18 protein-coding genes and 1 tRNA gene are annotated in these 23,653 nt (G+C 62.2%); 11 read left to right on the top strand and 8 right to left on the bottom strand.

Annotation, left to right across the window (positions count from 1 at the left end):
• The first annotated feature begins 289 nt into the window (after positions 1-289).
• The 3 genes from HMPREF2912_RS12085 (at position 290) to HMPREF2912_RS12075 (ending at position 5,469) form a co-directional block, all read left to right on the top strand.
• Positions 290-1,966 carry a urocanate hydratase gene (locus tag HMPREF2912_RS12085; RefSeq protein ID WP_070531219.1) on the top strand — a complete coding sequence of 559 codons (1,677 nt, stop codon included), beginning with the start codon at positions 290-292 and terminating at the stop codon, positions 1,964-1,966.
• 21 nt (positions 1,967-1,987) lie between these two features.
• Complete coding sequence (gene hutI / locus HMPREF2912_RS12080; RefSeq protein ID WP_070684340.1) at positions 1,988-3,166, top strand: imidazolonepropionase; 1,179 nt, start codon at positions 1,988-1,990, stop codon at positions 3,164-3,166.
• Between the two features lie 290 nt (positions 3,167-3,456).
• Positions 3,457-5,469: a DEAD/DEAH box helicase gene (locus HMPREF2912_RS12075; RefSeq protein ID WP_070597102.1), complete on the top strand. Its 2,013-nt coding sequence runs from the start codon at positions 3,457-3,459 to the stop codon at positions 5,467-5,469.
• Between the two features lie 112 nt (positions 5,470-5,581).
• On the opposite strand, the gene HMPREF2912_RS12070 is transcribed toward HMPREF2912_RS12075, so the two are convergent.
• From HMPREF2912_RS12070 to putP, 3 genes are all read right to left on the bottom strand, one after another.
• Positions 5,582-6,025, bottom strand: a complete 444-nt coding sequence (locus HMPREF2912_RS12070; RefSeq protein WP_070597101.1) for a DUF2269 domain-containing protein — start codon at positions 6,023-6,025, stop codon at positions 5,582-5,584.
• A 47-nt stretch (positions 6,026-6,072) separates the two neighbouring features.
• On the bottom strand, positions 6,073-6,615 hold the full coding sequence (locus HMPREF2912_RS12065) for an HNH endonuclease family protein (protein ID WP_070597100.1): 543 nt from the start codon (positions 6,613-6,615) through the stop codon (positions 6,073-6,075).
• Positions 6,616-6,928: 313 nt separating this feature from the next.
• Complete coding sequence (gene putP / locus HMPREF2912_RS12060) at positions 6,929-8,491, bottom strand: sodium/proline symporter PutP (RefSeq protein ID WP_070597099.1); 1,563 nt, start codon at positions 8,489-8,491, stop codon at positions 6,929-6,931.
• Positions 8,492-8,734: 243 nt separating this feature from the next.
• On the opposite strand from putP, the gene HMPREF2912_RS12055 reads away from it, so the two are divergent.
• The 8 genes from HMPREF2912_RS12055 (at position 8,735) to HMPREF2912_RS12020 (ending at position 18,451) form a co-directional block, all read left to right on the top strand.
• A complete protein-coding gene (locus HMPREF2912_RS12055) occupies positions 8,735-11,821 on the top strand; it encodes a DEAD/DEAH box helicase (protein WP_070684338.1) in 3,087 nt (1,028 codons plus the stop codon).
• Positions 11,822-12,655 (top strand): SWIM zinc finger family protein, encoded by an 834-nt coding sequence (locus HMPREF2912_RS12050; RefSeq protein ID WP_070684335.1) that lies wholly within the window; start codon positions 11,822-11,824, stop codon positions 12,653-12,655.
• Positions 12,656-12,717: 62 nt separating this feature from the next.
• Positions 12,718-13,842 (top strand): metallophosphoesterase family protein, encoded by a 1,125-nt coding sequence (locus tag HMPREF2912_RS12045; protein WP_070597096.1) that lies wholly within the window; start codon positions 12,718-12,720, stop codon positions 13,840-13,842.
• A 2-nt stretch (positions 13,843-13,844) separates the two neighbouring features.
• On the top strand, positions 13,845-16,418 hold the full coding sequence (locus tag HMPREF2912_RS12040; protein WP_070684333.1) for an AAA family ATPase: 2,574 nt from the start codon (positions 13,845-13,847) through the stop codon (positions 16,416-16,418).
• Between the two features lie 24 nt (positions 16,419-16,442).
• A complete protein-coding gene (locus tag HMPREF2912_RS12035; RefSeq protein WP_070531202.1) occupies positions 16,443-16,952 on the top strand; it encodes a MarR family winged helix-turn-helix transcriptional regulator in 510 nt (169 codons plus the stop codon).
• A gap of 66 nt (positions 16,953-17,018) precedes the next feature.
• Positions 17,019-17,312, top strand: a complete 294-nt coding sequence (locus HMPREF2912_RS12030) for a molecular chaperone GrpE (protein WP_070684331.1) — start codon at positions 17,019-17,021, stop codon at positions 17,310-17,312.
• Between the two features lie 182 nt (positions 17,313-17,494).
• On the top strand, positions 17,495-17,701 hold the full coding sequence (locus HMPREF2912_RS12025; RefSeq protein ID WP_154737117.1) for a hypothetical protein: 207 nt from the start codon (positions 17,495-17,497) through the stop codon (positions 17,699-17,701).
• A gap of 309 nt (positions 17,702-18,010) precedes the next feature.
• Complete coding sequence (locus tag HMPREF2912_RS12020; protein WP_070624856.1) at positions 18,011-18,451, top strand: hypothetical protein; 441 nt, start codon at positions 18,011-18,013, stop codon at positions 18,449-18,451.
• 202 nt (positions 18,452-18,653) lie between these two features.
• Here the strand turns inward: HMPREF2912_RS12020 and HMPREF2912_RS12015 are convergent.
• From HMPREF2912_RS12015 to HMPREF2912_RS11995, 5 genes are all read right to left on the bottom strand, one after another.
• Positions 18,654-18,727, bottom strand: a tRNA-Arg gene (locus HMPREF2912_RS12015).
• 137 nt (positions 18,728-18,864) lie between these two features.
• The gene (locus tag HMPREF2912_RS12010) at positions 18,865-20,466 is read right to left on the bottom strand and encodes an alpha/beta fold hydrolase (protein WP_070684329.1); all 1,602 of its coding nucleotides are present in this window, start codon (positions 20,464-20,466) and stop codon (positions 18,865-18,867) included.
• A 104-nt stretch (positions 20,467-20,570) separates the two neighbouring features.
• Positions 20,571-21,200, bottom strand: coding sequence for a LutC/YkgG family protein (locus HMPREF2912_RS12005; protein WP_070684327.1), 630 nt, complete (start codon positions 21,198-21,200; stop codon positions 20,571-20,573).
• The gene (locus HMPREF2912_RS12000) at positions 21,197-22,702 is read right to left on the bottom strand and encodes a LutB/LldF family L-lactate oxidation iron-sulfur protein (RefSeq protein ID WP_070684325.1); all 1,506 of its coding nucleotides are present in this window, start codon (positions 22,700-22,702) and stop codon (positions 21,197-21,199) included. Before HMPREF2912_RS12000 ends, HMPREF2912_RS12005 begins: the two co-directional genes overlap by 4 nt.
• Positions 22,702-23,487 (bottom strand): (Fe-S)-binding protein, encoded by a 786-nt coding sequence (locus HMPREF2912_RS11995; RefSeq protein ID WP_070525136.1) that lies wholly within the window; start codon positions 23,485-23,487, stop codon positions 22,702-22,704. The genes HMPREF2912_RS12000 and HMPREF2912_RS11995 overlap by 1 nt, the downstream gene beginning before the upstream one ends.
• Between the last annotated feature and the right edge of the window lie 166 nt (positions 23,488-23,653).

Raw genomic sequence — 23,653 nt, 5'->3', positions numbered from 1 at the left:
CTGCTGGTCGTCGTCAAGCACTGCCTTGGCGCTTCACGACGCCCACCTGCATGAATACACTTCCAGGTCTGCACTTTTGGGTTTGATGGAGGCGGGCAGCGCTCCGTGGCAGTACTGGTCGTGTGACAGTCTTGTATCTGAGACAGCTAGGCTAAAAGTGTCCTGGCTCATGGTGCTGCGTCACAGTAACTTGTCCTGTGTGACGCTGACCAAGCCTTAAAGGGACAGCCCCGGGAAACCGGCCTTGGGGGTTTGGGAGGGCGTCGAAAAGCACGAGCGAAAGGAAGTCATGTCTGAACCCCGCGAAGTACGCGCCCCGCGCGGAACCGAACTGAACGCCAAGTCTTGGCAGACCGAAGCCCCGCTGCGCATGCTCATGAACAACCTCGACCCCGAGGTTGCCGAGCGCCCCGAGGACCTCGTGGTCTACGGCGGCACCGGACGCGCTGCCCGCAGCTGGGAAGCCTTCGATGCCATCGTGGAGTCCCTCAAGGACCTCGAATCCGATGAGACCCTGCTGGTGCAGTCCGGCAAGCCGGTGGGTATTTGGAAGACCAACGAGTGGGCACCGCGCGTGCTCATTGCGAACTCCAACCTGGTCGGTGACTGGGCCAACTGGGAGCACTTCCGCAAGCTCGAGGACGAGGGCCTGATGATGTACGGCCAGATGACGGCCGGTTCCTGGATTTACATCGCCACCCAGGGCATCCTGCAGGGTACTTTTGAGACCTTTGCGGCCGTGGCCAAGAAGCGCTTCAACGGCACGCTCGCCGGCACCTTCACCCTGACCGGTGGCTGCGGCGGTATGGGCGGCGCGCAGCCGCTGTCCGTTACTTTGAACGGCGGCGCCTGCCTCATTGTCGACGTGGACGAGACCCGCCTGAAGCGCCGCCAGTCCAAGCGCTACCTCGATGAGGTCGTTACCGACCTGGATGAGGCCCTCAAGCTGGTGCTCGACGCCAAGGAAAACAAGAAGCCGCTGTCCGTGGGACTCGTGGGCAACGCCGCCGAGGTCTTCCCGGAGGTGCTGCGCCGCCAGCGCGCGGGCGAGTTCACCGTGGACATCGTCACAGACCAGACCTCCGCGCACGACCCGCTGAGCTACCTGCCAACCGAGATCACCGTCGAGGATTGGCACAACGAGGCCAAGGCGGACCCGACCACCTTCACCAAGAAGGCCCGCGAGGCCATGGCCGCCCAGGTCCAGGCCATGGTTGAATTCCAGGACGAGGGCGCCGAGGTCTTCGACTACGGCAACTCCATCCGCGACGAGGCCCGCAAGGCCGGCTACCAGCGCGCCTTCGAGTTCCCGGGCTTCGTCCCGGCCTACATCCGCCCGCTCTTCTGCGAGGGCCTTGGCCCGTTCCGCTGGGCAGCGCTTTCCGGCGACCCGGAGGACATCAAGGTCACCGACCAGGCGCTCAAGGAGCTCTTCCCGGACAACGAGCACCTGCACAACTGGCTTGATGCCGCTGAAGAGTACGTGGAGTTCGAGGGCCTGCCGGCACGTATTTGCTGGCTGGGCTACAACGAGCGTCACAAGGCTGGTCTGCTCTTCAATGACTTGGTCAAGGAAGGCAAGATCAAGGCCCCGATCGTCATCGGCCGCGACCACTTGGACTCCGGCTCCGTGGCCTCCCCGTACCGCGAGACCGAGGCCATGCTCGATGGCACCGATGCCGTGGCTGACTGGCCGCTGCTCAACGCCATGACCGCTGTGTCTTCCGGTGCCACCTGGGTGTCCATCCACCACGGCGGTGGCGTGGGCATGGGCCGCTCCATCCACGCGGGCCAGGTCACCGTCGCCGATGGCACCGAGCTGGCCGCCGCCAAGCTGCGCGCGGTGCTCACCAATGACCCGGGCATGGGCGTTATCCGCCACGTGGATTCCGGTTACACTCGCGCCAAGGAAGTCGCCGACGAGCGCGGCGTGCGTATCCCGATGGAATTCAAGGCCCGCGACTAGACACGAGAGGAAAAGAAGATCATGTCCACCCTGTTTACTGGAATCTCAGAGCTGCGCACGGTGTCGGAGGCAGGTACGCTTGCCGACGCCTCCCTCATCGCCAACACCGACGGCACCATCGCCTGGATCGGACCGGCCTCCGAGGCGCCAGCCGCGGACGAGAAGGTCGACCTTGGCGGCCGCGCAGTTCTGCCGGGCTGGGTGGATTCCCATACCCACATGATCTTCGATGGCGACCGCTCCGCCGAGTTCGAAGCCCGCATGGCGGGCGAGTCCTACCAGGCTGGCGGCATCGCCGTGACCATGGACGCGACCCGCTCGGCGGGGGAGGAGCGCCTAGAAAAACTTCTGGTCGAGCGCATCGCCGCTGCCCGCCGGGGTGGAACGACGACGCTGGAGACGAAGACCGGTTACGGCCTTAATACCGAATCCGAGGTGGAGGCCGCTCGCGTGGCGGCCCGCCACGTCGATGATGTGACCTTCCTCGGCGCGCACCTCGTGCCGCCGGGAGCAGAGGCCGAGACCTACCTCGACGAGGTGGTTGGTCCCATGCTCGATGGGGTGGCCGAGCACGTGCAGTGGATTGACGTCTTCTGCGAGCGCGGTGCTTTCGATGAGGCGCAGTCGCGCCGCGTGCTGGAGGCCGGCAAGGCCCGCGGATTGGGTGTGCGCGTGCACGGTAACCAGCTCGGCGAGGGGCCAGGCGTAGCACTCGCGGTGGAGCTGGGTGCTGCCTCCGTGGACCACGTCAACTACCTCAGCGATGCGGACGTTGAGGCGCTGGCGTCTTCGGATACGGTGGCGACCTTGCTGCCTGCCTGCGACCTTTCGACGCGTGAGCCGCTGGCACCGGGCCGCAAGCTTATTGATGCCGGCGCGACTGTCGCCATCGCCTCCAACCTTAACCCGGGCACGTCCTACACCTCCTCGATGAACTTCTGCGTGACTACGGCCGTGCTCCAGCAGCACCTCACCCTCGATGAGGCCATTGCCGCCGGCACGCTGGGCGGTGCCACCGCGTTGCGCCGCCAGGATGTCGGTGAGGGCAAGGACGCGAAGGGCCGCCCGGCCAAGGGCTCGCTGGTGGTCGGTGCAGCCGCGGATCTGCATGTCCTCGATGCCCCGAGCGCCATCCACTTGGCCTACCGCCCGGGCATGCCGATGACCTGGAAGACCTTCGTGGGTGGCCGCGAAGTCTAGGCCGGGGCAAAGGCACCATTTGAGGGGCACCTTATAAAGAAACCGACATGCATTGACGTGGGGTTTTAGATTTCGGAAGCCGCAAATGGTGCCTTTGGGTTTGGTACCTTCGCTCTTTTCGGGCCTTCGCGGACGGGGACTAAGTGTGATTCAAAGGGCTGGGTCAAAGGGGGGGGCTGAGTTAAAGGGCCTTGGCTGAAGTTCGAGGTGCCGGGGTGCCGCGTCGGGAAGAGACAGGTCGTGGGGAGAAATAGCTAATCTCACCTCAGTGCCGTACTCTGGTTTGAGCAATGAGCATTACCGATAACGCCACCGGCGGCGTCAACGAGCCGGAAGAATTCAATAAGTCGGAATCTCAGGAAAACTCGCAAGGTGGCGAAGCATTGGACGCTTCGCAGGTGTCGAACCATGACACCGGGGCTGCGAATAACCCTGAGGACACCGGCGCTGAAGAAGCTTCAGCCAACGACAACTCCCAGGGTTTTGCACACCTCGGCCTTCCCGATGACGTTCAGGAAGCCGTGTCCAAGGTGGGCTTTACCAAGCCATCCCCGATTCAGGAAGAAACCATCCCGATCCTCATGGAGGGCCGCGACGTCGTCGGCCTCGCCCAAACGGGTACGGGTAAGACCGCAGCCTTTGCGCTGCCGGTTCTCTCCCAGATCGATACCGAGGCTCGCTATCCGCAGGCCCTTGTCCTTGCGCCCACGCGCGAGCTGGCTCTCCAGGTTGCGGACTCCTTCCAGTCCTTCGCCGACCACTTGGGTCGCATCGAAGTTCTGCCTATTTACGGTGGCCAGGCTTATGGCATCCAGCTCTCTGGTCTGCGCCGTGGTGCCCAGATCATTGTGGGTACCCCGGGCCGTGTCATCGACCACCTGGAGAAGGGCTCCCTGGATATCTCCCAGTTGCGCTTCCTCGTCCTCGATGAGGCAGACGAGATGCTCAACATGGGCTTCCAGGAAGACGTTGAGCGCATTCTTGAGGACACCCCGGAGGACAAGCAGGTCGCACTCTTCTCGGCCACGATGCCGAACTCCATCCGCCGCCTGTCCAAGCAGTACCTCAACAACCCTGCCGAAATCACGGTGAAGTCGGAGCGCCGCACCAACGACAACATCACGCAGCGCTTCCTCCTGACGCCGCACCGCCATAAGATGGATGCCTTCACGCGCATCCTCGAGGTCATTGACTATGACGCCATCATCGTCTTCTGCCGCACGAAGCATGCGACCGAAGACGTGGCCGACAGCCTCAAGGAGGCCGGCTACAACGCCGCTGCCATCAACGGCGATATCGCGCAGCAGCAGCGTGAGCGTACCGTCGATCAGCTCAAGGATGGCCGCCTGGACATCCTGGTGGCTACCGACGTTGCTGCCCGCGGCCTCGACGTCGACCGCATTACTCACGTGGTCAACTACGACATCCCGAATGACACCGAGTCCTATGTGCACCGCATTGGCCGTACCGGCCGTGCTGGCCGCACTGGCGAGGCCATCCTCTTCGTCACCCCGCGTGAGCGCCGCATGCTGCGCTCCATCGAGCGCGTGACCAACGCCCGCCTGGAGGAGATGGATCTCCCGACCGCGGATGAGGTCAATGCCAAGCGCAAGGAGAAGTTCTTCGCGGCCATCGGCGCCTCCCAGCAAGACAAGCAGTTCGACTTCTTCCGTGACATGGTGCGCGAATACTCCGCGGCAGAGAACGTGGCGATGGATGACATCGCGGCCTCCCTGGCTGTGCAGCTGCAGGGCGGAACGGACTTCCTGATCAAGGAGCGCCCGGTGTCCAAGAAGGACCGCCGCGAGCGCGATCGCTTTGAGCGCGATGGCCGCGGGCGTGACCGCGACCGTGATCGTGGTGGCCGTGACCGCGATAGGGGCCGTGACCGCGGCCCGCGCCGCCCGGACGGGGACTTTGAGACGTACCGGCTGGACGTCGGCAAGCGCCAAGGCGTGCGCCCCGGCGCCATCGTGGGTGCGTTGGCCAACGAAGGTGGCCTGACCTCCAAGGACTTCGGCCGCATCACCATCGCCGTGGGGCACACCCTGGTGGACCTGCCGAAGAACCTGGACCCCGCAGTGCTGGACCGTCTCAAGGACACCCGCATTTCTGGCCAGCTCATCAAGATCCAGAAGGATACCGGACGCCCACCGCGCCGGAACTTCGACGATGACCGCGGCCGCGGCGGTTACGGCGGGCGCGGACGTGGTGGACGCGGTGATCGTGGCGGATACCGTGACCGTGACCGCGGTGGACGCGGCCGTGATCGTGGTGGACGCCGCGGCGGCTGGCGCGACTAGCCTCCGCTCGGCGCCGCAGCGGCGTTAGAGCAACACAAGAAAACCTCCCAAACTCGTTCACGCATCGTGCGAGCTTGGGAGGTTTTCGCTATTGGGGCCTAAACCGGAAGGATTAGACGTACATCAGGATGGCGCACACAACCCACAGCAGGTTGAAGATGCCGGAGAACATAGCCAGCTGCTTCTTTAGCTTGGCAACATCGGCGCTGCCTGGGGCAGCAATCGCGGACATGGCCTGGTTCTGCTTCGGGATGACCACGACGAGCAGGATAACCCAGGCGATGACGGCCAGAAGAAGAGCGATGTGGAACTGGACCTGGGACTTGTAGGTATTGAGGTCAGTAAGGAAGACAGCTAGACCAATGACCGGAACAATAGCGGAGATATAGCCATACGTCGAGGTGATCTTGTTGAGGACACCGGCGGCACCAGCTGCAGAAGCATCACCGGAGGCCGCCTTTGCCAGCTGACCGGGGAAGGCGGAGGTGGAGATGCACACGGTACCGACCAACAAGATAGCGGCGAAGGCGTGGAGGAAGATGAGCAAGCTAGTCATGGGAGGGTGCTTATACCTTTCTGTACGGGGCTTTTCCCTGCGAGAGTCTAACGGCGCGGTGAGATGAAATCGAATCGACACTGGTGGCGCATGACCACGTAGTCGCGGGAGGGCAGCGGTAGTTGGTATTTGCGGGCCACTGCGGCAAGCCGCTGCGAGTAGTCGCAACGGTCGGCGGGCGGGAGCCAATCGGCCGGCAGAGAATCGGACTTGGCCTGGTTGAGGTTGCGGGCGGTGGCGACGAGGTTGAGCGGATCGTTAGCAAAGGCCATCTTTTTATCCGGCGGCCAAACTGATGCCCCAAGGTCCCAGGCCGCCGCGAGCGGGAAGACGTGGTCAACTTCCACGCGGTCCGGCGCGGGCGCGCGGGCATAGGGATCGTAGAGGGCCCCGTCGATAGTCTGCGCGGCCTTGACGTTGTCCCGTGTTCCAGGTGCCCATCCGCCGAAGTCTTCCCGTTTATAGCCGGGGACCTCCACGCGCGCGGGCACGGTTGCCACGCCCAGATCAGGTCCGGGGAGGAGGTGATAGCCGCCGTAGACAACGGTTGCCACGGAGAGGAAGCCTATATAGACCGTGCGCAGGTTCATGCACTTTTAGACTGCGCGGGGGTGTTCGCGGTTCCCGTATGAGCAGGAAGCCTGTGAGTGCGCAGAGGGGCTACATGGATGCAGTCAAAAGGCACTTCCCAGAAGGCATTAGTAAGAAGGTTTCTTTGGGGGGGGCAAAGACACCTTTTAGAGGCTCGGACACGGCGTTCTCGAAGCAAAGGCACCTTTTGGGAAATGCCTTTTGAGTAGCGACCATGTAGAGCCATCCGATCCAATCACAAGCGAAACCCCGCCACAGCAGTAACTGGACTGCTGGAGCGGGGTTCGCGCGTGAGGGGAGAGGGGGAGAGGCCTACTTCTGAACCTGCTCCGCAGCCTCCTCGAAGTCCAAGTCATCGTTCTTCTCAACGAGCTTGGCCAGGCGGGATGCCTCCTCGAACTCCTGGGTGACCTTCTCATCCGGAGCCTTGGTGGCCAGGGAAACGCCGACAGTCACGAGCAGAGCGGAGATGAAGCCAGGTACCAGCTCGTAGAGGGTATCGCCCAGCGGGCTCATGCCCCAGCCGATGGCCACGATGGCACCGGTGAGCATGCCGGCGATGGCGCCGGTGGAGTTGAGTCGCTTCCAGTACAGCGACAGCAGCACCAGCGGACCGAAGGCGGAACCGAAGCCGGCCCAAGCGAAGCCAACCAGGCCCAGAATCGAATCCGACGGGTTAATGGCCAGCACAGCAGCGATGACGGCGATGGCCACGACGGCGGTGCGGGACAGGTTGATCAGGACGTTCTGGCTCGGCTTTTTCTTGGCGAAGATGAGGTAAAGGTCCTCAATCAGGGAGGTGGAAACAACCAGCATCTGGGAGGACATGGTGGACATGATGGCCGCCAGAACGGCGGTCAGGACCAGACCTGCGAAGAGCGGGTGGAACATAACCTGTGCCATGTCCAGGAAGATGGTCTCGTAGTTCTCCTGGTCAGTAATGGAGTGGCTGGTCTCAGTGAAGAAGACCGTGCCGGAGAGCGCGACGAAAATAGCACCGATGAGGGAGATACCCATCCAGCTGACACCGTAGAAGCGGCCTGCGCGGGCGTCGGAAGGCTTACGCAGCGCCATGAAGCGCACGATGATGTGCGGCTGGCCAAAGTAGCCCAAGCCCCAGGCCAGGTTGCCGATGATGACGGCGGCAGACACACCAGAGAACAAGGAGAAGTAGTCAGGGTTCTCAATTACACCACCGGTGGCGTACGGGTTCTCAGCGGCGAAGCTGAAAATCTCGCCCGGGTTGTCCAAGGAGAAGAGCACCATGATCGGCACGATGATGAGAGAGGCGAACATGAGCAGGCCCTGGACGGTATCGGTGTAGGACACCGCGAGGAAACCGCCGACGAAGGTGTAGAAGACCGTCACGGCAGCCACGACGAGCATGCCGACCAGGTAGTCGCCACCGAAGCTGGACTCGAAGTAGCGGCCGCCGGCCACCATGCCGGAAGAGACATAGAAGGTGAAGAAGAAGATGATGATCGCCGCCGCGATAATGCGCAGCAAGCGCGACTTATCGTGGAGGCGGTTTTCAAAGAAGGAGGGAACAGTAATCGAATTGCCGGCGATTTCGGAGTAGGAACGCAGACGCGGCGCGACCCACTTCCAGTTGGCCCAAGCACCGATGAGGAGGCCGATGGCCATCCATAGCTCGGACATGCCGGTCAGGAACAAAGCGCCCGGCAGGCCCATAAGCAGCCAGCCGGACATATCGGAGGCGCCGGCGGATAGGGCGGCTACGAACGGGTGAAGGCCGCGGCCGGCGAGAACGTAGTCGTCGTACTCATCCGTCTGCTTGTAGCTCCAGAAGCCGATGGCGGCCATGGCAAGCAGGTAGATGATCATCGCAACGACATACCAAGTGGAGTCTTGCACTGATCTCTCCTTGAGATTGAGATTAAAGAATAGGACTCACCCACGCTAACGAGGCAAATGCTCCAACCCAACTGAAAATTGGCTGGTTGACCAGTATTTGGTTACCTTGGTCACAGATTAATGCACGGTCTTACTGGTGTTACGCCGTTATGTAACGAGACTGTAACAATTGCGTATTTGGGCAGGAATCGGGAACTTTCTGCAACCCTTTCCCCACAAAGGTGTGCTGCTAAACTGGCCCCTATGGCTTCTTACCTGCTGCATGGCCTCTGGCTGCCCGTCTCCGGCCTGAGTCTATGGATCGAACAGGTCGAAGGGCACAAGATCGTCATGCCCTCAGCAGTCCCGGAGGGAACCTTTCCGGATGTGGTTGATACCATCCTGAGCAAGAAGACCTTCCGCAACCGAGCGCGCGTCTCCCTCCGCACACCGAAGGGCAAAGATGTCTCCCTCATGGTGCCCATGGCGATGTTCGCCCCGGATGAGGCAGTGGAGACGCTGGCCAAACTGGAATACCTCGATACAGACAGCCAGGCGGTTTCGGCGGAACAGCGTGCAGCTATTGCGCCGGACCTCCTGTGGCTCATCCGCGCCTATCGCGGCCTGTACCGTTTCGTCCGCGCCGGCCGCGTGACCATCCGCCTGTCCTATCAAGCAGGCGAGTGGTACCCGATGTGGCAGCTGGCATCCGGTCTGGGCGAGCGCAGCTGGCTGGCGGAAATGCTGGCTTCTGCGCCCGGCATCCTCTCCATTAATAACCGGGCGCTTTCGGATGATTTGGCCGATGAGCTTACGCACTGGATTGCCTATACCCAATTGCGCCCGCAGATCGATGCCCCACGCGCCGCGCCCTGGCATGAATTCGCGCAGGCCTTGCTGAAAACCGCGCCGGTCAAGAAGGGGCGCGCCCAGCTGCTGCGTGGGCTCAATGAGTGGAAAGATTCCATTACCTCCGTTGACCTGCAGCTCGTCTTCCTCGTGGAGGAGCCGCCAAATAGTACTGACTCCGTCGAGGATGCAGCGTGGCCCATTCGCCTGCTGGTGCGCTCCGGTACGGATTCGCCGCTGCCGGTGCGGCAGGACCAGTTGGATCGGGGGAGCGTCGAGAAGCTGCGTGAGGCCCGCCGCCATGCCTTCGACGTGGCTCCGCGGCTGAAGTACAACTCCGCCCCGGCGAGCCGGAATGCGGGGGACTGGGACGTCTACCTGACCACCGAGCAGCTCGTCGATTTTGTTACCCACGACGCCGCTGCCCTGCGCAAGGCCGGTTTCACCGTGCTGCTGCCCAAGTCTTGGTCCCATATGGAGACCAAGGCCAAGCTGGAAACCACGGAGGTCCGTGATCCGGCCGATGCTGCCACCAAGGCGCACATTGGTATGGAGAAGCTGTTCAGCTATGACTGGAAGCTCTCGGTGGGTGACACGCAGCTTACCGACGCCGAAATGCAAGAGCTCATCACTTCTAAGTCCGGGCTGATTCGTTTGCGCGGCGAGTGGGTCATGGCGGATACCCAGGCCTTGAACAAGATCTCGCAGTACATGCGCGAGTTGGCCGATACCGCACGAAAGCGCGCCCTGAAGGAGTTGGAGCAACTCGCCGCTACCGCAGAGATGGCGCGCCAGCTGGAACAGCCCGGCTGGGAAGAATTGGTGGCCGAGGTGGAGCGCCGCCGCAAGGAATTCAATGAGGGTGAGCAAGAAGAAGCGGTAACGCTTGCAGACCTGCGCGAGATGGCCTTGAAGTCCATGGCGGAGGACCCCGTGGCCTTCACCGGATCCGAGTGGCATACCTCGCTGCTCGGCGGGCTGGATAGTACGGCACCTGACCGCGTGGAGATCCCCGATACGGTCCATGCCGAGCTGCGCGAGTACCAGCGCCGAGGCGTCGACTGGCTGTACTGGATGTCCCGCAACAACATCGGCGCGGTGCTGGCAGATGACATGGGTTTGGGCAAGACCCTGCAGCTGCTGTCTTTGCTGGCGGTGGAAAAGGCTGCCCACGAGGACGCGCCGGACAAGGAAGATGGGGAGGCTGAAGCCTGGAAGCCCACCCTCGTCGTCGCGCCGACCTCCGTGGTGGGCAACTGGGCTAGGGAAGCTACGCGCTTCGTACCGGACTTTAAGGTCATGGTGCAACACGGCACTGGGCGCCTGAAGGGCGAGGAATTGGTCAGCGCAGCTCAGGAGGCCGATATCGTCATTACCTCCTATGGCACGGTGAGCCGTGACTTCCTCACATTGAGCAAGGTGGAGTGGGACCGCGTGGTCCTCGATGAGGCTCAAGCGATCAAGAACGCCTCCACGCGCTCCTCCAAGGCGGTTCGCGCCATCCCGTCACGTCACCGCGTGGCGCTGACCGGCACGCCGATTGAGAACCGGCTGTCAGAAATGCGCTCCATCCTGGACTATTGCAACCCCGGAATCCTGGGCTCGGCCTCTTTCTTCCGCAACCACTTTGCCAAGGCCATCGAGCGCGAAGGCAGCGATGTCATGGCGGAGCGCCTGCGCCTGCTCACCGGCCCGTTTATCCTGCGCCGCCTGAAGACGGACCCTAATATCATCGATGACCTGCCGGAGAAGTCCGAGCAGATCATCACCGTGCGCATGACCGATGAGCAGGCCGCCCTCTATAAGGCCCTGGTCAATGATGTGGAACAGGCCCTGGCGAAGAAGAAGGAGGGCATCTCGCGCCGCGGCCTCATCTTGGCATCGCTGACCCGCATCAAGCAGATCTGCAACCACCCAGCGCACTTCTTGGCCGATGGCAGTCCCGTGACCATCAAGGGCAAGCACCGCTCCGGCAAGGTTGAAGAACTCATGCGGATCATCGACCAAGCCATCGAATCTCAGGAGCGCGTGCTGATCTTTACTCAGTACAAGGCTTTCGGTGACGTTCTCCAGCCTTACCTGTCTGAGCAGCTGGGCTGTGAGATTCCCTTCCTCCACGGCGGGGTGAGCAAGAACCGGCGCGACCAGATGGTGGAGGAATTCCAGGCCGAGGATGGCGCACCCGTCATGCTGCTCTCGCTCAAGGCCGGCGGTACAGGCTTGAACCTCACGGCGGCGTCGATTGTCGTGCACATGGACCGCTGGTGGAATCCGGCGGTGGAGAACCAGGCCACGGACCGCGCCTTCCGCATTGGCCAGCAGCGCAACGTGCAGGTGTACAAGATGATTACCGCCGGTACCTTGGAGGAATCCATCCAGGACATTCTTGATGGTAAGACGCAGCTGGCCGGGGCCGTCGTGGGCGAGGGCGAGGGCTGGCTCACCGAACTGAGCCCCGAGCAGCTGGCGGATCTCATGAGCTATAGGGAGCAGGAGAAGTAAATGGCACCGAAGAGTCCTGAGGACAACAACGTCATCTACGCCAACTTCGGCACCCGCAAGCGCGTGAGCACGCCTGAGGAGGTCAACCGCGTCGATCGCGTGCGCACCATGCAGCCGGCGGCCACGCGCCTGCTCAACTTTGTCAACCAGCAAACGGATTCCGGCCGCATTCGCCGCGGGCGCCAGTACGCCACCGAGGGTCATGTCGTGGGCCTCGACGTGCGCAATGGTGCTGTGCACGGCAAGGTTGCGGGCTCTCAGAATGAACCTTTCGCGGTGCTCATCCAGGTGCCTTACCGCAACAACGAGGACATCGGGCGGCTGTCGGAGATGTTCGCGCGCACCCCCAACTCCGTGGCGAAGGCTAGGGAGGGCATGCTTGCCGACGCCTCCCTCGACATCCTCATCGCCGAGTACCCCGACGACCTCCGTTTCTCGTGCACCTGCCCCGATCCGGAGTACGTGTGCAAGCACGTCGTGGCGGTGGCGGACCGACTGGCCGCGCGCATGGACGCTGACCCGTCCGTCATCTTCGCCTTGCGCGGCCTCGACTTCGCGCGGCTGGAGCAAGCGGTCATGGAGCAGGCCAAGGCGGCCTCGGAGGACTCTTATTCCGCTTCCGCGGCCTCTGAAATCTCGGCCGAGGAGCGCAATGCCTTGTTCTGGGAGGGGCGAGAACTCCCGCCCTTGCCGGAGCCGAAGACCGCTCCCGCCGTCGATGATTCCGACCCGGAACTGCTGCGCAAGGCCATGAGGTCTGTCAGCCATACGAACATAGATTTGCTTCGGGCCGTCTCCGATGTCGAGGACCTTTACTATCATCTGACGCACTAGACATTGCCACCCCAGGGGAGAGGCTCAAGCGCCAGCCCTGGACCACGTTGTAGGGAGTTTGCATGGCCGCGGTTACGTTCATCCACACCTCAGATTTCCAGCTGGGAATGACACGCTGGTTTTTAAGTCCCGCCGCGCAGTCGCGCTTTGATGATGACCGCGAAGCAGCGGTCCTGCGGCTAGGGGAGTTGGCCACCGAGACAGGGGCGGAGTTCATCGTCGTGGCCGGTGATGTGTTTGAGCACAACTCCTTGAACAAATCCACGCTGCTGCGTGCCAAGGACATGTTCAAGCGCCTGCCGGTGCCGGTCTACCTGCTGCCCGGCAACCACGATCCTCTCGTGGCGGATTCCATCTTCTTCAACTCCTTTGCGGATAACGTGCACGTCATCGCGGATTCAGAGCCCATCGAGGTGCGCCCAGGCGTGGAAATCGTCGGCGCTCCCTACCTGTCCAAGCGGGCTAATTATGACCTGGTGCGCCGCGCGCTGGAGCCGCTGCAGCCTGCCGATGAGGGCACGGTTCGCATCGCGGTGGGGCATGGCCAGGTGGAGTCCCGCGCGGGCGAGGGCGAGGACTCGGACGCTGATACTATCGACCTCTCCTTCGTGGAGGAGTGCCTGGATAAAGGCGTTATTGATTATCTGGCCTTGGGGGATACGCACTCCACGGAATCGCTGGGCCGTACCGGCAAGGTGTGGTTCTCCGGCAGCCCGGAGACTACGGCCTTCGACGATAGGGAGCGCGATTCGGGCAATGCCTTGGTGGTGACCGTTGAGGGGGAGCGGGTGGACGTCGCCAAGCACCGCGTCGGTCGCTGGGACTTCCGGGCGATTGATGCGGACGTTGACTCACTCGAGGAGGTCGAAAGCTTCCTTGCGGAGCTCGAGGCCGTGCCGGAGAAGATTCGTACCGCGGTGAAATACAGCCTGCGTGGCACCGTGGGTTTGAGCGCGCAGGCTCGTCTGGAGCAGGGGCTGGCGGAGCTGGAGGAGGTCTTTGCCTCCCTCAAGCCGCGCGAGAGAACCATGGACCTGCATCTGGCGCCCTCCGAAGAGGAGCTCAGCGAGTTGAGTTTGAGCGGTTATGCCGCGGATGCCCTGGCGGAGCTGCTTGAGGACTTAGATGATCCCACCGCCCGCGACGCCGCCAACCTGCTGTTCCGCCTCAGCGCGAAGGGAGCTTAATCATGATGCAGCTACATTCTGTTGAACTCAATAATGTCCGGGGCGTGGATCACCTGGAGGTCAAGGACCTTCCAGAAACCGGTGTGGTGGTCATCGGCGGGCCGAATGAGGCTGGCAAATCCACATTGGTGGAGTCTATTGATTTTGTGCTGACGCAAAAACACACCGCCAACTCTAAGGCGGTGAGGGCGCTGCAGCCCGCCGGCCGCGATGTGGGTCCAGAGGTCACGCTGGAGGCCACCGTGGGGCCCTATCATTTCCGCATCCACAAGCGGTGGGTGAAGAAGCGCACCTCGGAGCTGCATGTGTTCTCCCCGCGCCCGGGCCAGTGGACCGGTGCGGAAGCGGATGGGGAGCTCGAGCGCATTCTCAGTGAACATATGGACCGCGCGCTTGTCGACGCCCTCTTCGTCCGCCAAGACGATAGCCACGAGGGCATCGCCGCCGTGGGCATTCCTTCCCTTACTGCGGCGCTAGAGGAGCAGACCGGGGCGAATGCCGTGGCGGAAGACTCCGAGCTGCTCACGCGCATCGAGGCGGAGTACAAGGAGTATTTCACCGCGAAGAAGGACAAGCCGGCGGGAGACTATAAGGCCGCAATCGCCGCGCTGTCAGAGGCGGAGGAGGAGCACGCGAACGCTGAGTCTGCGCTCCGTGAGCTCGACGGCGTGGTGGAGCGCTATGAAGCCGCCGAGCTGAAGAAGTCCGAGGCCGAAGCGGCTTTGCCGGAGGCCGTAGAAGAGTGCGAGCGCCGTGACGGCGAACTAGTCGCCGCCCGGGCCGCCCAGGAGAAGGTCACCGCGCAGGAGGCAGCAGTGACCCGGGCAGCGGAAGCTGTGACGCGCGCGGAGGAGGAATCGGCGCGGCGCAAGGCTGTGATTGCTGAGCACTCCGCAGCGGTTGAAGCGGCCGAGCGTGCTGCAACTGCTGTTAGCGAAGCCCGCGAGCGCGCCGAGGAAGAGTCCGCCGCGCGCACGAAGCTGGAAGAAGAACGCGCCGAGGTGCACACGCGGTACGAGGCCGTGCGCGAGGAACGCCAGCGCGCCCGCCGCGCGCAGCGGCGAGCCGAACGTGAGGCTTTGGGCACCCGCCTCGAAGCGTTGACCAAGCTGGAAGAGACCTTGGCGTCGCGCCGTCGTGAGCTGGCTGCCGCTCCAGACGTGCCAAACTTGAAAGCACTGGAAGAGGCGGCTCGTGAGGTCACTGTCCAGGAGCGCCTGCGAGCGGCGGCTGCTGCCAAGCTGTACTTTTCCGGGAAGGGCTCCGTCGCCGTCGATGGCGAGGAACGCTCTCTGGAGAGCGGTGAAGAACTTGCAGTCGAGTTGCGTGAGGGCACGACCCTTCAGGTAGGCGAGGTCACCGCCCGCTATGCCGCAGGTGCCGGCGAAAGCGGCGAGGAAGGCGTAGAGCAGGCTCGCGCTGAGCTCGCGCGCCTGCTGGAGGATGCCGGGTGCGAAGACCTCGAGTCGGCCCGTGCCGCTCACGAGAAACACACCGAACTCGCATCCGCCGCGGATTCCGCGGCGCGCGAACTGGCTGCTGCGTTGGGAGGGGAGGACCTCGGTGAATTGCGTGCGCGTTTTGAGGCCGGCGCAGAAGAGGCTGAGGACGTCGAGGGCGTTGAGGAGGCCGCGGAACCGCGAGAGCTAGACGTGGTGGAGCAGGAGGAAGAAGAGCTACGCAGGAAGCTCGATGAGCTCGACCGCGCTGTGGCTCCCTACCGTGAAAACAAGGCTGGCGCGGCATTAGAGGTAGCCACCGTGCGCGCGGAGGAGGCAATCACGCAGCGTGATGCCAAGGCCGCAGCCGTGGAGGCCGCCCGTGCTCAACTCAGTGATGCCGACGTGACCACGGCTATCGAGGCAGCACAGGCCAAGCTGCAGGAAGAAAGAGCAGTGCTGGCGGAGATGTCCGCGGTAGACGTGGACACCGCCGAGCATCTTGCCAAGGGAGCGCGTACACACGTGGATTCCCTGAAGGCAGCGGTGAATGCAGCGGTCGGTGACATGCGCGAGTTCCGGGGACTCATCGATATGCATTCCGGTGCGGCTGAGGATGCGGAGAAAGCCGCCGCCGAGCTCGAGGTTGCTCGTGAGCGCCACGCCGCTATCGAGCGTCGCGCGGAGGCTGCGCGTTATCTGCGCACACTCATGCTGCGCCACCGTGACGCCGCGCGCCAGCGCTATGCCGCGCCGTTTGTCACAGCGCTCAATAGCTTGGCGCGAACAGTCTTCGGTGGGGATGTGGACTTCGAGCTGTCGGAAGAGCTCAAGGTCGAAGCTCGCAGCCGCGACGGTGAGACCGTGTCTTTTGACGCGCTCTCTGGCGGTGCCAAAGAGCAGTTGAGCATCCTGACGCGCTTCGCCATAGCTCAGCTGGTGTCCGATGAACCGGTGCCTGTACTGATCGATGATGCGTTGGGTTCCACGGACTCCCAGCGCCTTCAGCTCATGGCGGCGCTGTTTAGTAAGGCAGGGAAAAGCACTCAGGTCATCGTGCTGACCTGTATGCCGCAGCGCTATTCCTGGGTGCCTGGGCGCATGGAGCTAGATATGGAGAAACTTACAAGGGCCTAAGTCCCGGAGTGTAGGGTATGAGCCATGACAGCGGACACTCGATGGCTCACCGAAAGCGAACAGGACCTGTGGCGCCACATTCTAGCTAGCATTCGCAAGATCAATCGCGGTATGGAGGAGACCCTTCTGGCCTGCGGCGATATCTCAGCCGCGGAGTTTTCGGTGCTTGTTTCTCTTTCGGAAGCACCCGCGCACACGCGGCGCCTGCGCGAACTCTGCACGGAGTTGGAGTGGGACCGCTCCCGCGCCTCCCACCAAATCACCCGCATGGAAAAACGGGGTTTGGTGCGCAAGGAAAAGTGTGCGGGCGATGCGCGCGGCGTGGAGGTCGTCATGACGAAGTCCGGCCGGGAGCGTCTAGAGGCGGCGGTACCTGAGCACGTCGAGTCCGTGCGCCGCATGGTTTTTGATCACCTCGATCCTGCCGACGCTCCGGCGGTCCTGCGTTTCTGCGAGGGCGTTCTTTCAGAAAGCAACCTTCCGGGATATGACGGCTTCGTGCCGGATGAGCGCTTGGGTATTCACACCGACTAGTTGTGCTTCGTACGGGTAGTGTAAGTTTTCGACCGTTTACTCACCAGGAGGTGATCTGTCCGCACCATGATGGGACAAGAACTGTTTGAGCATCCCGAGCGCCAGTACGCTACGTACGGCATTACTCCGCTGAAAGAGCTCAGCGCCAAAGTCGGCCCGGTCGATGATCTGGATGAGCTCACCGAGGAACAAGCCACAGCGCTTGAGGCGGCCCTCGAGCAGCACCCGGAGGGTGCGATGACCTTCGATGACGCCTCGCAGCTGTGGATTATCGGCGCGGATGAGGATATTGAGCGTATGTTCCAAGACCGCGAGGGATTCATCGAAGCGCTCAATAACAACGAAGACCCTGGGGTCTAGCCCACAGTCGGTGTCATACTAAAGGTGGATGGCGGCTAGATTTACTGGGTTTAACTACGGGCGGTTCTGTTTAAACTGCTAAGATACTCTGTGTTAAAGGGCGAGCATCCCCGCGCTTTTCAGAGGCAGCTTGAGCGAGAGCGCCATCTGGCTAGGGGAGCTAAGTGAAAGGACAAAACATAATGGTCGAGCGCGATTTGGCTCAGGAACAGCGCGAAGCAGCTGCACGTGACAAGGCTGACGGCTGGGTATCCGTCTTCGTTCAGTGGATTCCCTCTATGCTTCTCTCCGTGGTGATGCTGGGCGCCATGATGTTCGGCATGTACTACATCGAGCACGGCACCTTGGACATCACCCAGCCGATCGTCAACCAGTACATCACCCAGTAACCTGGTTCGCTCCCTCGCTGCCGCCTGGCAAAGGGGAGAACAGCTTGACTTTAAGCCCCAGCAGATTTGCCTGCTGGGGCTTCCTCTTTATCACCAGGCTCATCTCTCTAACTCGTGCCGTGGATCCATCAGGCGGCTTGAGCCACTGCTAAGCCTGAGAATTAATCTCCGAGTGCGATGTCTCGAGGCGTGATGACTCCTACGCCCTTCGCGCTCACCGTCGTTCCATGATCAGCCGCCGCCCGTCCTTTCGGTGAGCGCGAAGGGCGTATTCGTCCGGGAGAGCGTTAATCCGATAGCCTGAACTCCATGGACTCTCGCATCTACATTCGCTATCTCAACGGTCCGCTCCTGTGGATGGGAATAGTCGTTGGCCTTGCCGTTGTGGCAGCGGTGGTGCCCACGATGATTGATTCCACGTGGGCAGCAATCCTATTTGGTGCCCTGGTCATCATTGCAACCGTGGCCTGCCTTCTGATGCGGGTGAAGATCGTCGTCAACGATGGCGAGGTTGCGGTGTCCGTCTTTGGCGTCTTCACAAAGAGAATTCCCCTGCGCGAGATCACCGGGGTGAGTATCGGTCCGGAGACGGGGCTTAAAGAAGGTGCGGGCCCGCGCATCGTCGATGGCGCACCAGCCTATATCGTCTCTGGGCCGACGGTGCGCTTCGAGTACGGCTCAAACGCTCTTGTTGCCTCGGCGAAGAATCCAAAGCAAGTGGTCGAGGATGTAGAGGCGCGCTTGCGATAGTTCCATATCCCCAGACCTCGATCCCGAAACCTCCTGGTGGGTGGTGGGGCGTTGGTAAGCGCTAGGCGACGCCCACCTGCAGGTTGCGGGTTTCAGGTCTGGGGAGATGCAAAATGAGACAAGCCGCCCACCCGCAAACGTGGCGTCGTAAAAAATGGGCCGGGGCGTACTGGCCGATTCGAGGTAGGCGGGCATGAAAAAGTGCCCCTGACAGGGATCGAACCTGCGACCTTCGGTACCGGAAACCGATGCTCTAATCCGCTGAGCTACAAGGGCATTGCTGGCGAAATGCCAACGATGCGATTCTAACCTATAAAGGCTAGAGCGCAGTAATTGGCCTAGCGCCGATGGGGGTGTGGTGGGAAAGAAGGAGTGCTAGGACAGCCACTCCTTCATGGTTCCCGCCGTTCCTACTACTGGGCGGGCTGCTCCTGAGCCTGGGGCTGGTCAAAGAAGCCCGGCGCATCCGCGGTGTGGACTTCACCAGTGCGCAGGTAGTCCACCACAATCTGGTTCACAGCCTGGTTGCCCATGGCGAAGTGGCCGTGGCCTGGACCGTGGACGGTGACCACGTGGGACTGCATCGGGTCAGACAGCCCGCGGTAGTAGGCGTACGGGGTCTGTGGGTCGCCGGTGGACTGAATCTGCAGCGGCTTGGTGGCCAGCTGCGCGCCGCTAACTTGTACCGGCTTGGTGATGGGCGCGCGTCCACCGCAGCCGACGCCAGAGGCATACATGGAGTTAAACAGTGTGAAGGGGTCAACGGTGACGTAGTTGGACCACAGGAAGGCCGGGATGCGCGTCGGATCCATCGGGGCGGTGTTCTCGTTGCACATGATGATGTTCTGCATGCTCTGGGTATTCACCAGGCTCTGCATCGCAGCTTCCTGGTCCGCTTCGCTAGCCTGCGGCTCGACTGCATTGAAGTCGAGCGGTTCGATGCCACCGATGTGCTTGGCCATCGCGTCCCAGGCCTCTGGGCGCGGGACTACCTGGTCGCGCGTTACCTGGAGGGTGGGCGAGGTAGCCTGGATGCCCTGCGGGTTGGATGCCTTGCCCGCGAGGTGCTCGGCCTGCACGCGCAGTTCGCCCGTGGCGGTCATGATATTTGCGCCCGGCTGGCCGGCGAATTCGAGGCCCGGCGGGAGATCACCAATCTCGGCGTCCGGCGGCAATACGGTGGGGCGCACGCCGGCCTCGGCGGCGACAATCTGGGACCAGCGCTCGTAGGCCTTCAGCGGAGTCTTGCCCGCGTGGTAGGTGTCATCGTTCTTCGCCACGAAGTTAAAGAAGTCATGCAGGGCATTTTCGTAGCCTGCCTGCTGGGATGCGAAGATCTGGTTCCAGGCCATGCCCGGATTCATGCCGGAATCCAGCACCACCTTGTCGGTGTGCTGCGGGAAGAGAGTGGCGTAGGTCGACCCCAGGAAGGTGCCGTAGGACAGGCCAGCGATGTTAATGCGTTCATCGCCGAGTGCCTGGCGTACAACCTCCCAGTCGCGGGCGGTGTTCTCTGTGGTAAGGGAGTCGGTGTAGCCCGGGGTGTTCTTCTCGCAGTCGTTGCGGGTAACGGCACCTGCCTTCGTGAGAATCTCTAGCGGATTGCCTGTGGCCGCGGTCATGGAGCAGTTCAGCGCGCCGGAATCGCGCAGGCCGCGCGGCTGGACGCCGATGATGTCGAACTCCTGCTCAATCTCGTCTGGCCAATTCGCGTTGTTCACCCAGGCGTATGCATCGCCGCTCGGGCCGCCCGGGTTGGTAAACAGGCTGCCCTTGCGCTCGCCGGTGGCCTTGAGGCGGATGAAACCGACGTCGATGGTGCCCTTGTCCGGTGCGTCGTAGTACTTCGGCACGGTGACGTGGCCGCACTCGGCGCGCTGGTGGTCCACTCCCTCCGGGCACGGGCCCCAGTTGATGACGGGCTGGTCAGCGTGAGCAACGGCAGGTGCCGCAACCAAGCCAGCGGCGATGGCTACAGGTCCTAGAACCGAACCTAAAACGCGAGAAAGACGCATAGAACAAGGCTCCTAAAATCGTAAATTGGTACGAGCTTTATCCTATGCGTCAGGGGTGATGTGAGCCGAGCTCTCATACAGGGCGGGTGCCCCCGAAAGCCTCACTACTTAACAATCACCACAATGAGATCGCGCGGGCCGTGGACACCCTCCACGCGGGAGAGCTCAATATCCGAGGTAGCGGACGGCCCCGAGATCCACGTTGCCGGGCGCTCAGGGTTGATGCGGGAGACCATTTCTGGGACGCCGTAGACAATCTGGTCCTTGCGCACGATGCACACGTGACGGTCCGGCACCAAGGTCAGCGCGCGGCGGCCGCACGTCTCATTGGATTCGAGCACGATGGTGCCGGTCTGCGCGGAGGTGACGTGGGATTCGGTCACCACGGCGTCGACGGCGTCGAGCTCACGCGGGTCCTTGGCATTGTCATCAGGGGTGATGGTGCCCTCGAAGCCGGCGAGAAGCCCAGCGTCCATGCCAGGTGCGTAGACGACATTCGAGCAGCCGCGCTCCTTGAGGATGTCCACGAGGGTGGAGTTCAGGCCGGACTCATCGGTGACGTGCACATCAGCCTTGTAGTCTTCGAGGCGGTCCACCAGCATCTCGCGCAGCTCATCTTCGTTGAGCGTGCCTTCCTTCTGGTACTCGCGCGGGATTTCTACGTGCTCCGGCAAACCGGCCTGCTTTTGGGCGGCGGCAATGCGGTTGAGGATTTCCTCTTTGGCGGTGGTCACTTGATGCCCTCCTTCTTGGCTTGGGCGAGGAGTTCTTGAGCTTCGTCAGAGTTGAACCATTGGCGGAAGGACTTCTTCGGCGGAACGGCAGTATCGCGTACCTCGGACCAACCAGACATGAACAGCGGTAGCTTGTCGATGACTCCGTTGAAGCCACCGAGGACACGGCCGAGCGCCACCATGTGGGTGATCTGGTTCCAGATCTTCGGGTTCTTCCACACCAGCTCCACGACCTGGAAGAGCTTTTCCTCCACCGGCGGGGTGGCGTTAGTGACCTTCTGGTAGCGGTTCTCCAAAATGACTTGGGAGAGCGGGATGCGCACCGGGCATACCTCGTCGCAACGGCCACACAGGGAGCAGGCATAAGGCAAGCTTGCCGACGGATCGTTGTGGTCCTTCATACCAGTCAACTGCGGCGTCAGGGAGATGCCAATTGGGCCCGGGTAGACAGAGCCGTAGGCGTGTCCGCCGGCGCGCTCGTAGACCGGGCAGACGTTCAGGCAGGCAGAGCAGCGAATGCACTTGAGTGCTTCGTGGCCCTTGGGGGAGGACAGGGCTGCGGTGCGGCCATTGTCCAGAAGCACGATGTGGAAGTTTTGCGGGCCGTCGCCTTCGGTCACACCGGACCACATCGAGGTGTACGGGTTCATACGCTCAGCAGTGGAGGAGCGCGGCAGCAGCTGCAGGAAGACCTCGAGATCCTGGAAGGTCGGGACCAGCTTCTCAATGCCCATCACGGTAATGAGGGTCTCCGGCAGGGTCAGGCACATGCGGCCGTTGCCCTCGGATTCCACGATGTTGATAGTGCCGGTTTCTGCCACACCAAAGTTAGCGCCGGAGATGGCGACCTTGGCCTTCATGAACTGCTCGCGCAGGAAGCTACGGGAAGCCTCAGCCAACTCCGCCGGCTCGGCCTTGAGGGAGTCATCGGTGTTCGGCATCTTGTTGACAAAGATGTCCCGAATCTCCGCGCGGTTGCGGTGGATGGCCGGGACCAGAATGTGGGAAGGCTTATCCTCACCCAGCTGGACGATGAGCTCCGCCAAGTCAGTCTCCTGGGCGTGGATACCGACCTCTTCCAGGTGCTCGTTGAGCGCGATCTCCTGGGTGGCCATGGACTTGATCTTGACCACGTCGGTCTCACCGGTTTCGCGGATAAGGCCCTCAATGATCTTGTTGGCCTCTTTGGCATCGCGTGCCCAGTGGACAATGCCGCCGCGCTTGGTTACCTGCTCTTCGAACTGGACTAGTAGTTCGCCCATGCGGACAGCAACGTCATCCTTGAGGGCGGAACCGGCGTCACGCAGCTGCTCCCAGTCTGGGGTCTCCTCCACGGCGTGCTGGCGCTTGTTGCGAATGGTGGTGGTGGCGTGGTGCAGGTTGCGGCGCTGGGTGGCGTTATTGAGGCCAACGTGTGCCAGCGGCACGAACGCCTTCGAACCGCGCAGGTTGCCGTAGCCTTCTGGGGCGCGGGGAGGGGTGGTGTCGAGGAAGGAAGTCATTAGAGCATCTTCTCCTTGGAGTAGGCCGCGGAGGTGGGAGTCCACGGGTGTTCCTTGGTGGAGGCGAGGATTTCCGCCAGGTGGATAGCGCGAACACCGGAGCGCTGGCGAGCCAGAGCGCCTCCAATGTTCATCAGGCAGGAGGAGTCACCGCCGGTAATATATTCGGCCTCGGTTTCACGGATGTGGCGGGTCTTGTCACCGACCATCGCTGCAGAAACCTCGGCGTTCTTGAGGGCGAAGGTGCCGCCAAAACCACAGCACTCTTCGGCATTAGGCAGCTGGACGAGGTCGATTCCTTCGACCTCCTTAAGAAGCTGGTAGGGGCGGTCACCCAGTTTGAGGAAGCGCAGGCCGTGGCACGAAGGGTGGTAGGTCACGCGGTGGGGGAAGAAGGCACCGACGTTGGTGACACCGGCGACGTCGACAAGAAACTCCGGCAAGTCCAGGGTCTTGCCGGCGGCCTTCTTGGCGCCGTCCACATCGGCGGAAGTGCCGAAGCGGTTTGCGATCATCTCGTGCTGCTCGCGCACGGCGCCCACGCAGGAGCCGGAGGCAGAAACCACGTAATCAATGGAGGGATCCGCGAAGGCGTCCGCATAGGTGCGGATCATGCCCAAGGTCTGCTCCTGGTAGCCGGTGTTGATGTGCATCTGGCCGCAACAAGTCTGTTCCTCGGGGAAGACGACGTCGTAGCCCAGGCGGGAGAGGATCAGGGCCGTGGCCTTGTGGGCATCGGGGAAAAGTGAGTCACCGATGCAGGTGGAAAACAATGCTATTCGCATTTGTGAGCGCTCCTTAATCTGCCTCCATGTGGCTTGTCCCGTGCTGTGCACAGCGGAGTTGTGCTCGGATGCGCGCTACCAGGACAGCCGCACTGGGCATTTTTCGAGTGTGTACCTTTGAGCCTACCGCCCAAAACTCACATTATCGACACAGGATTACCCCTCC

The organism is Corynebacterium sp. HMSC056E09 (assembly GCF_001813425.1).
GTDB lineage: Bacteria > Actinomycetota > Actinomycetes > Mycobacteriales > Mycobacteriaceae > Corynebacterium > Corynebacterium hesseae.
Note: the sequence above shows the minus strand (reverse complement) of the source record. Positions and strands in the feature narration are given on the sequence as shown.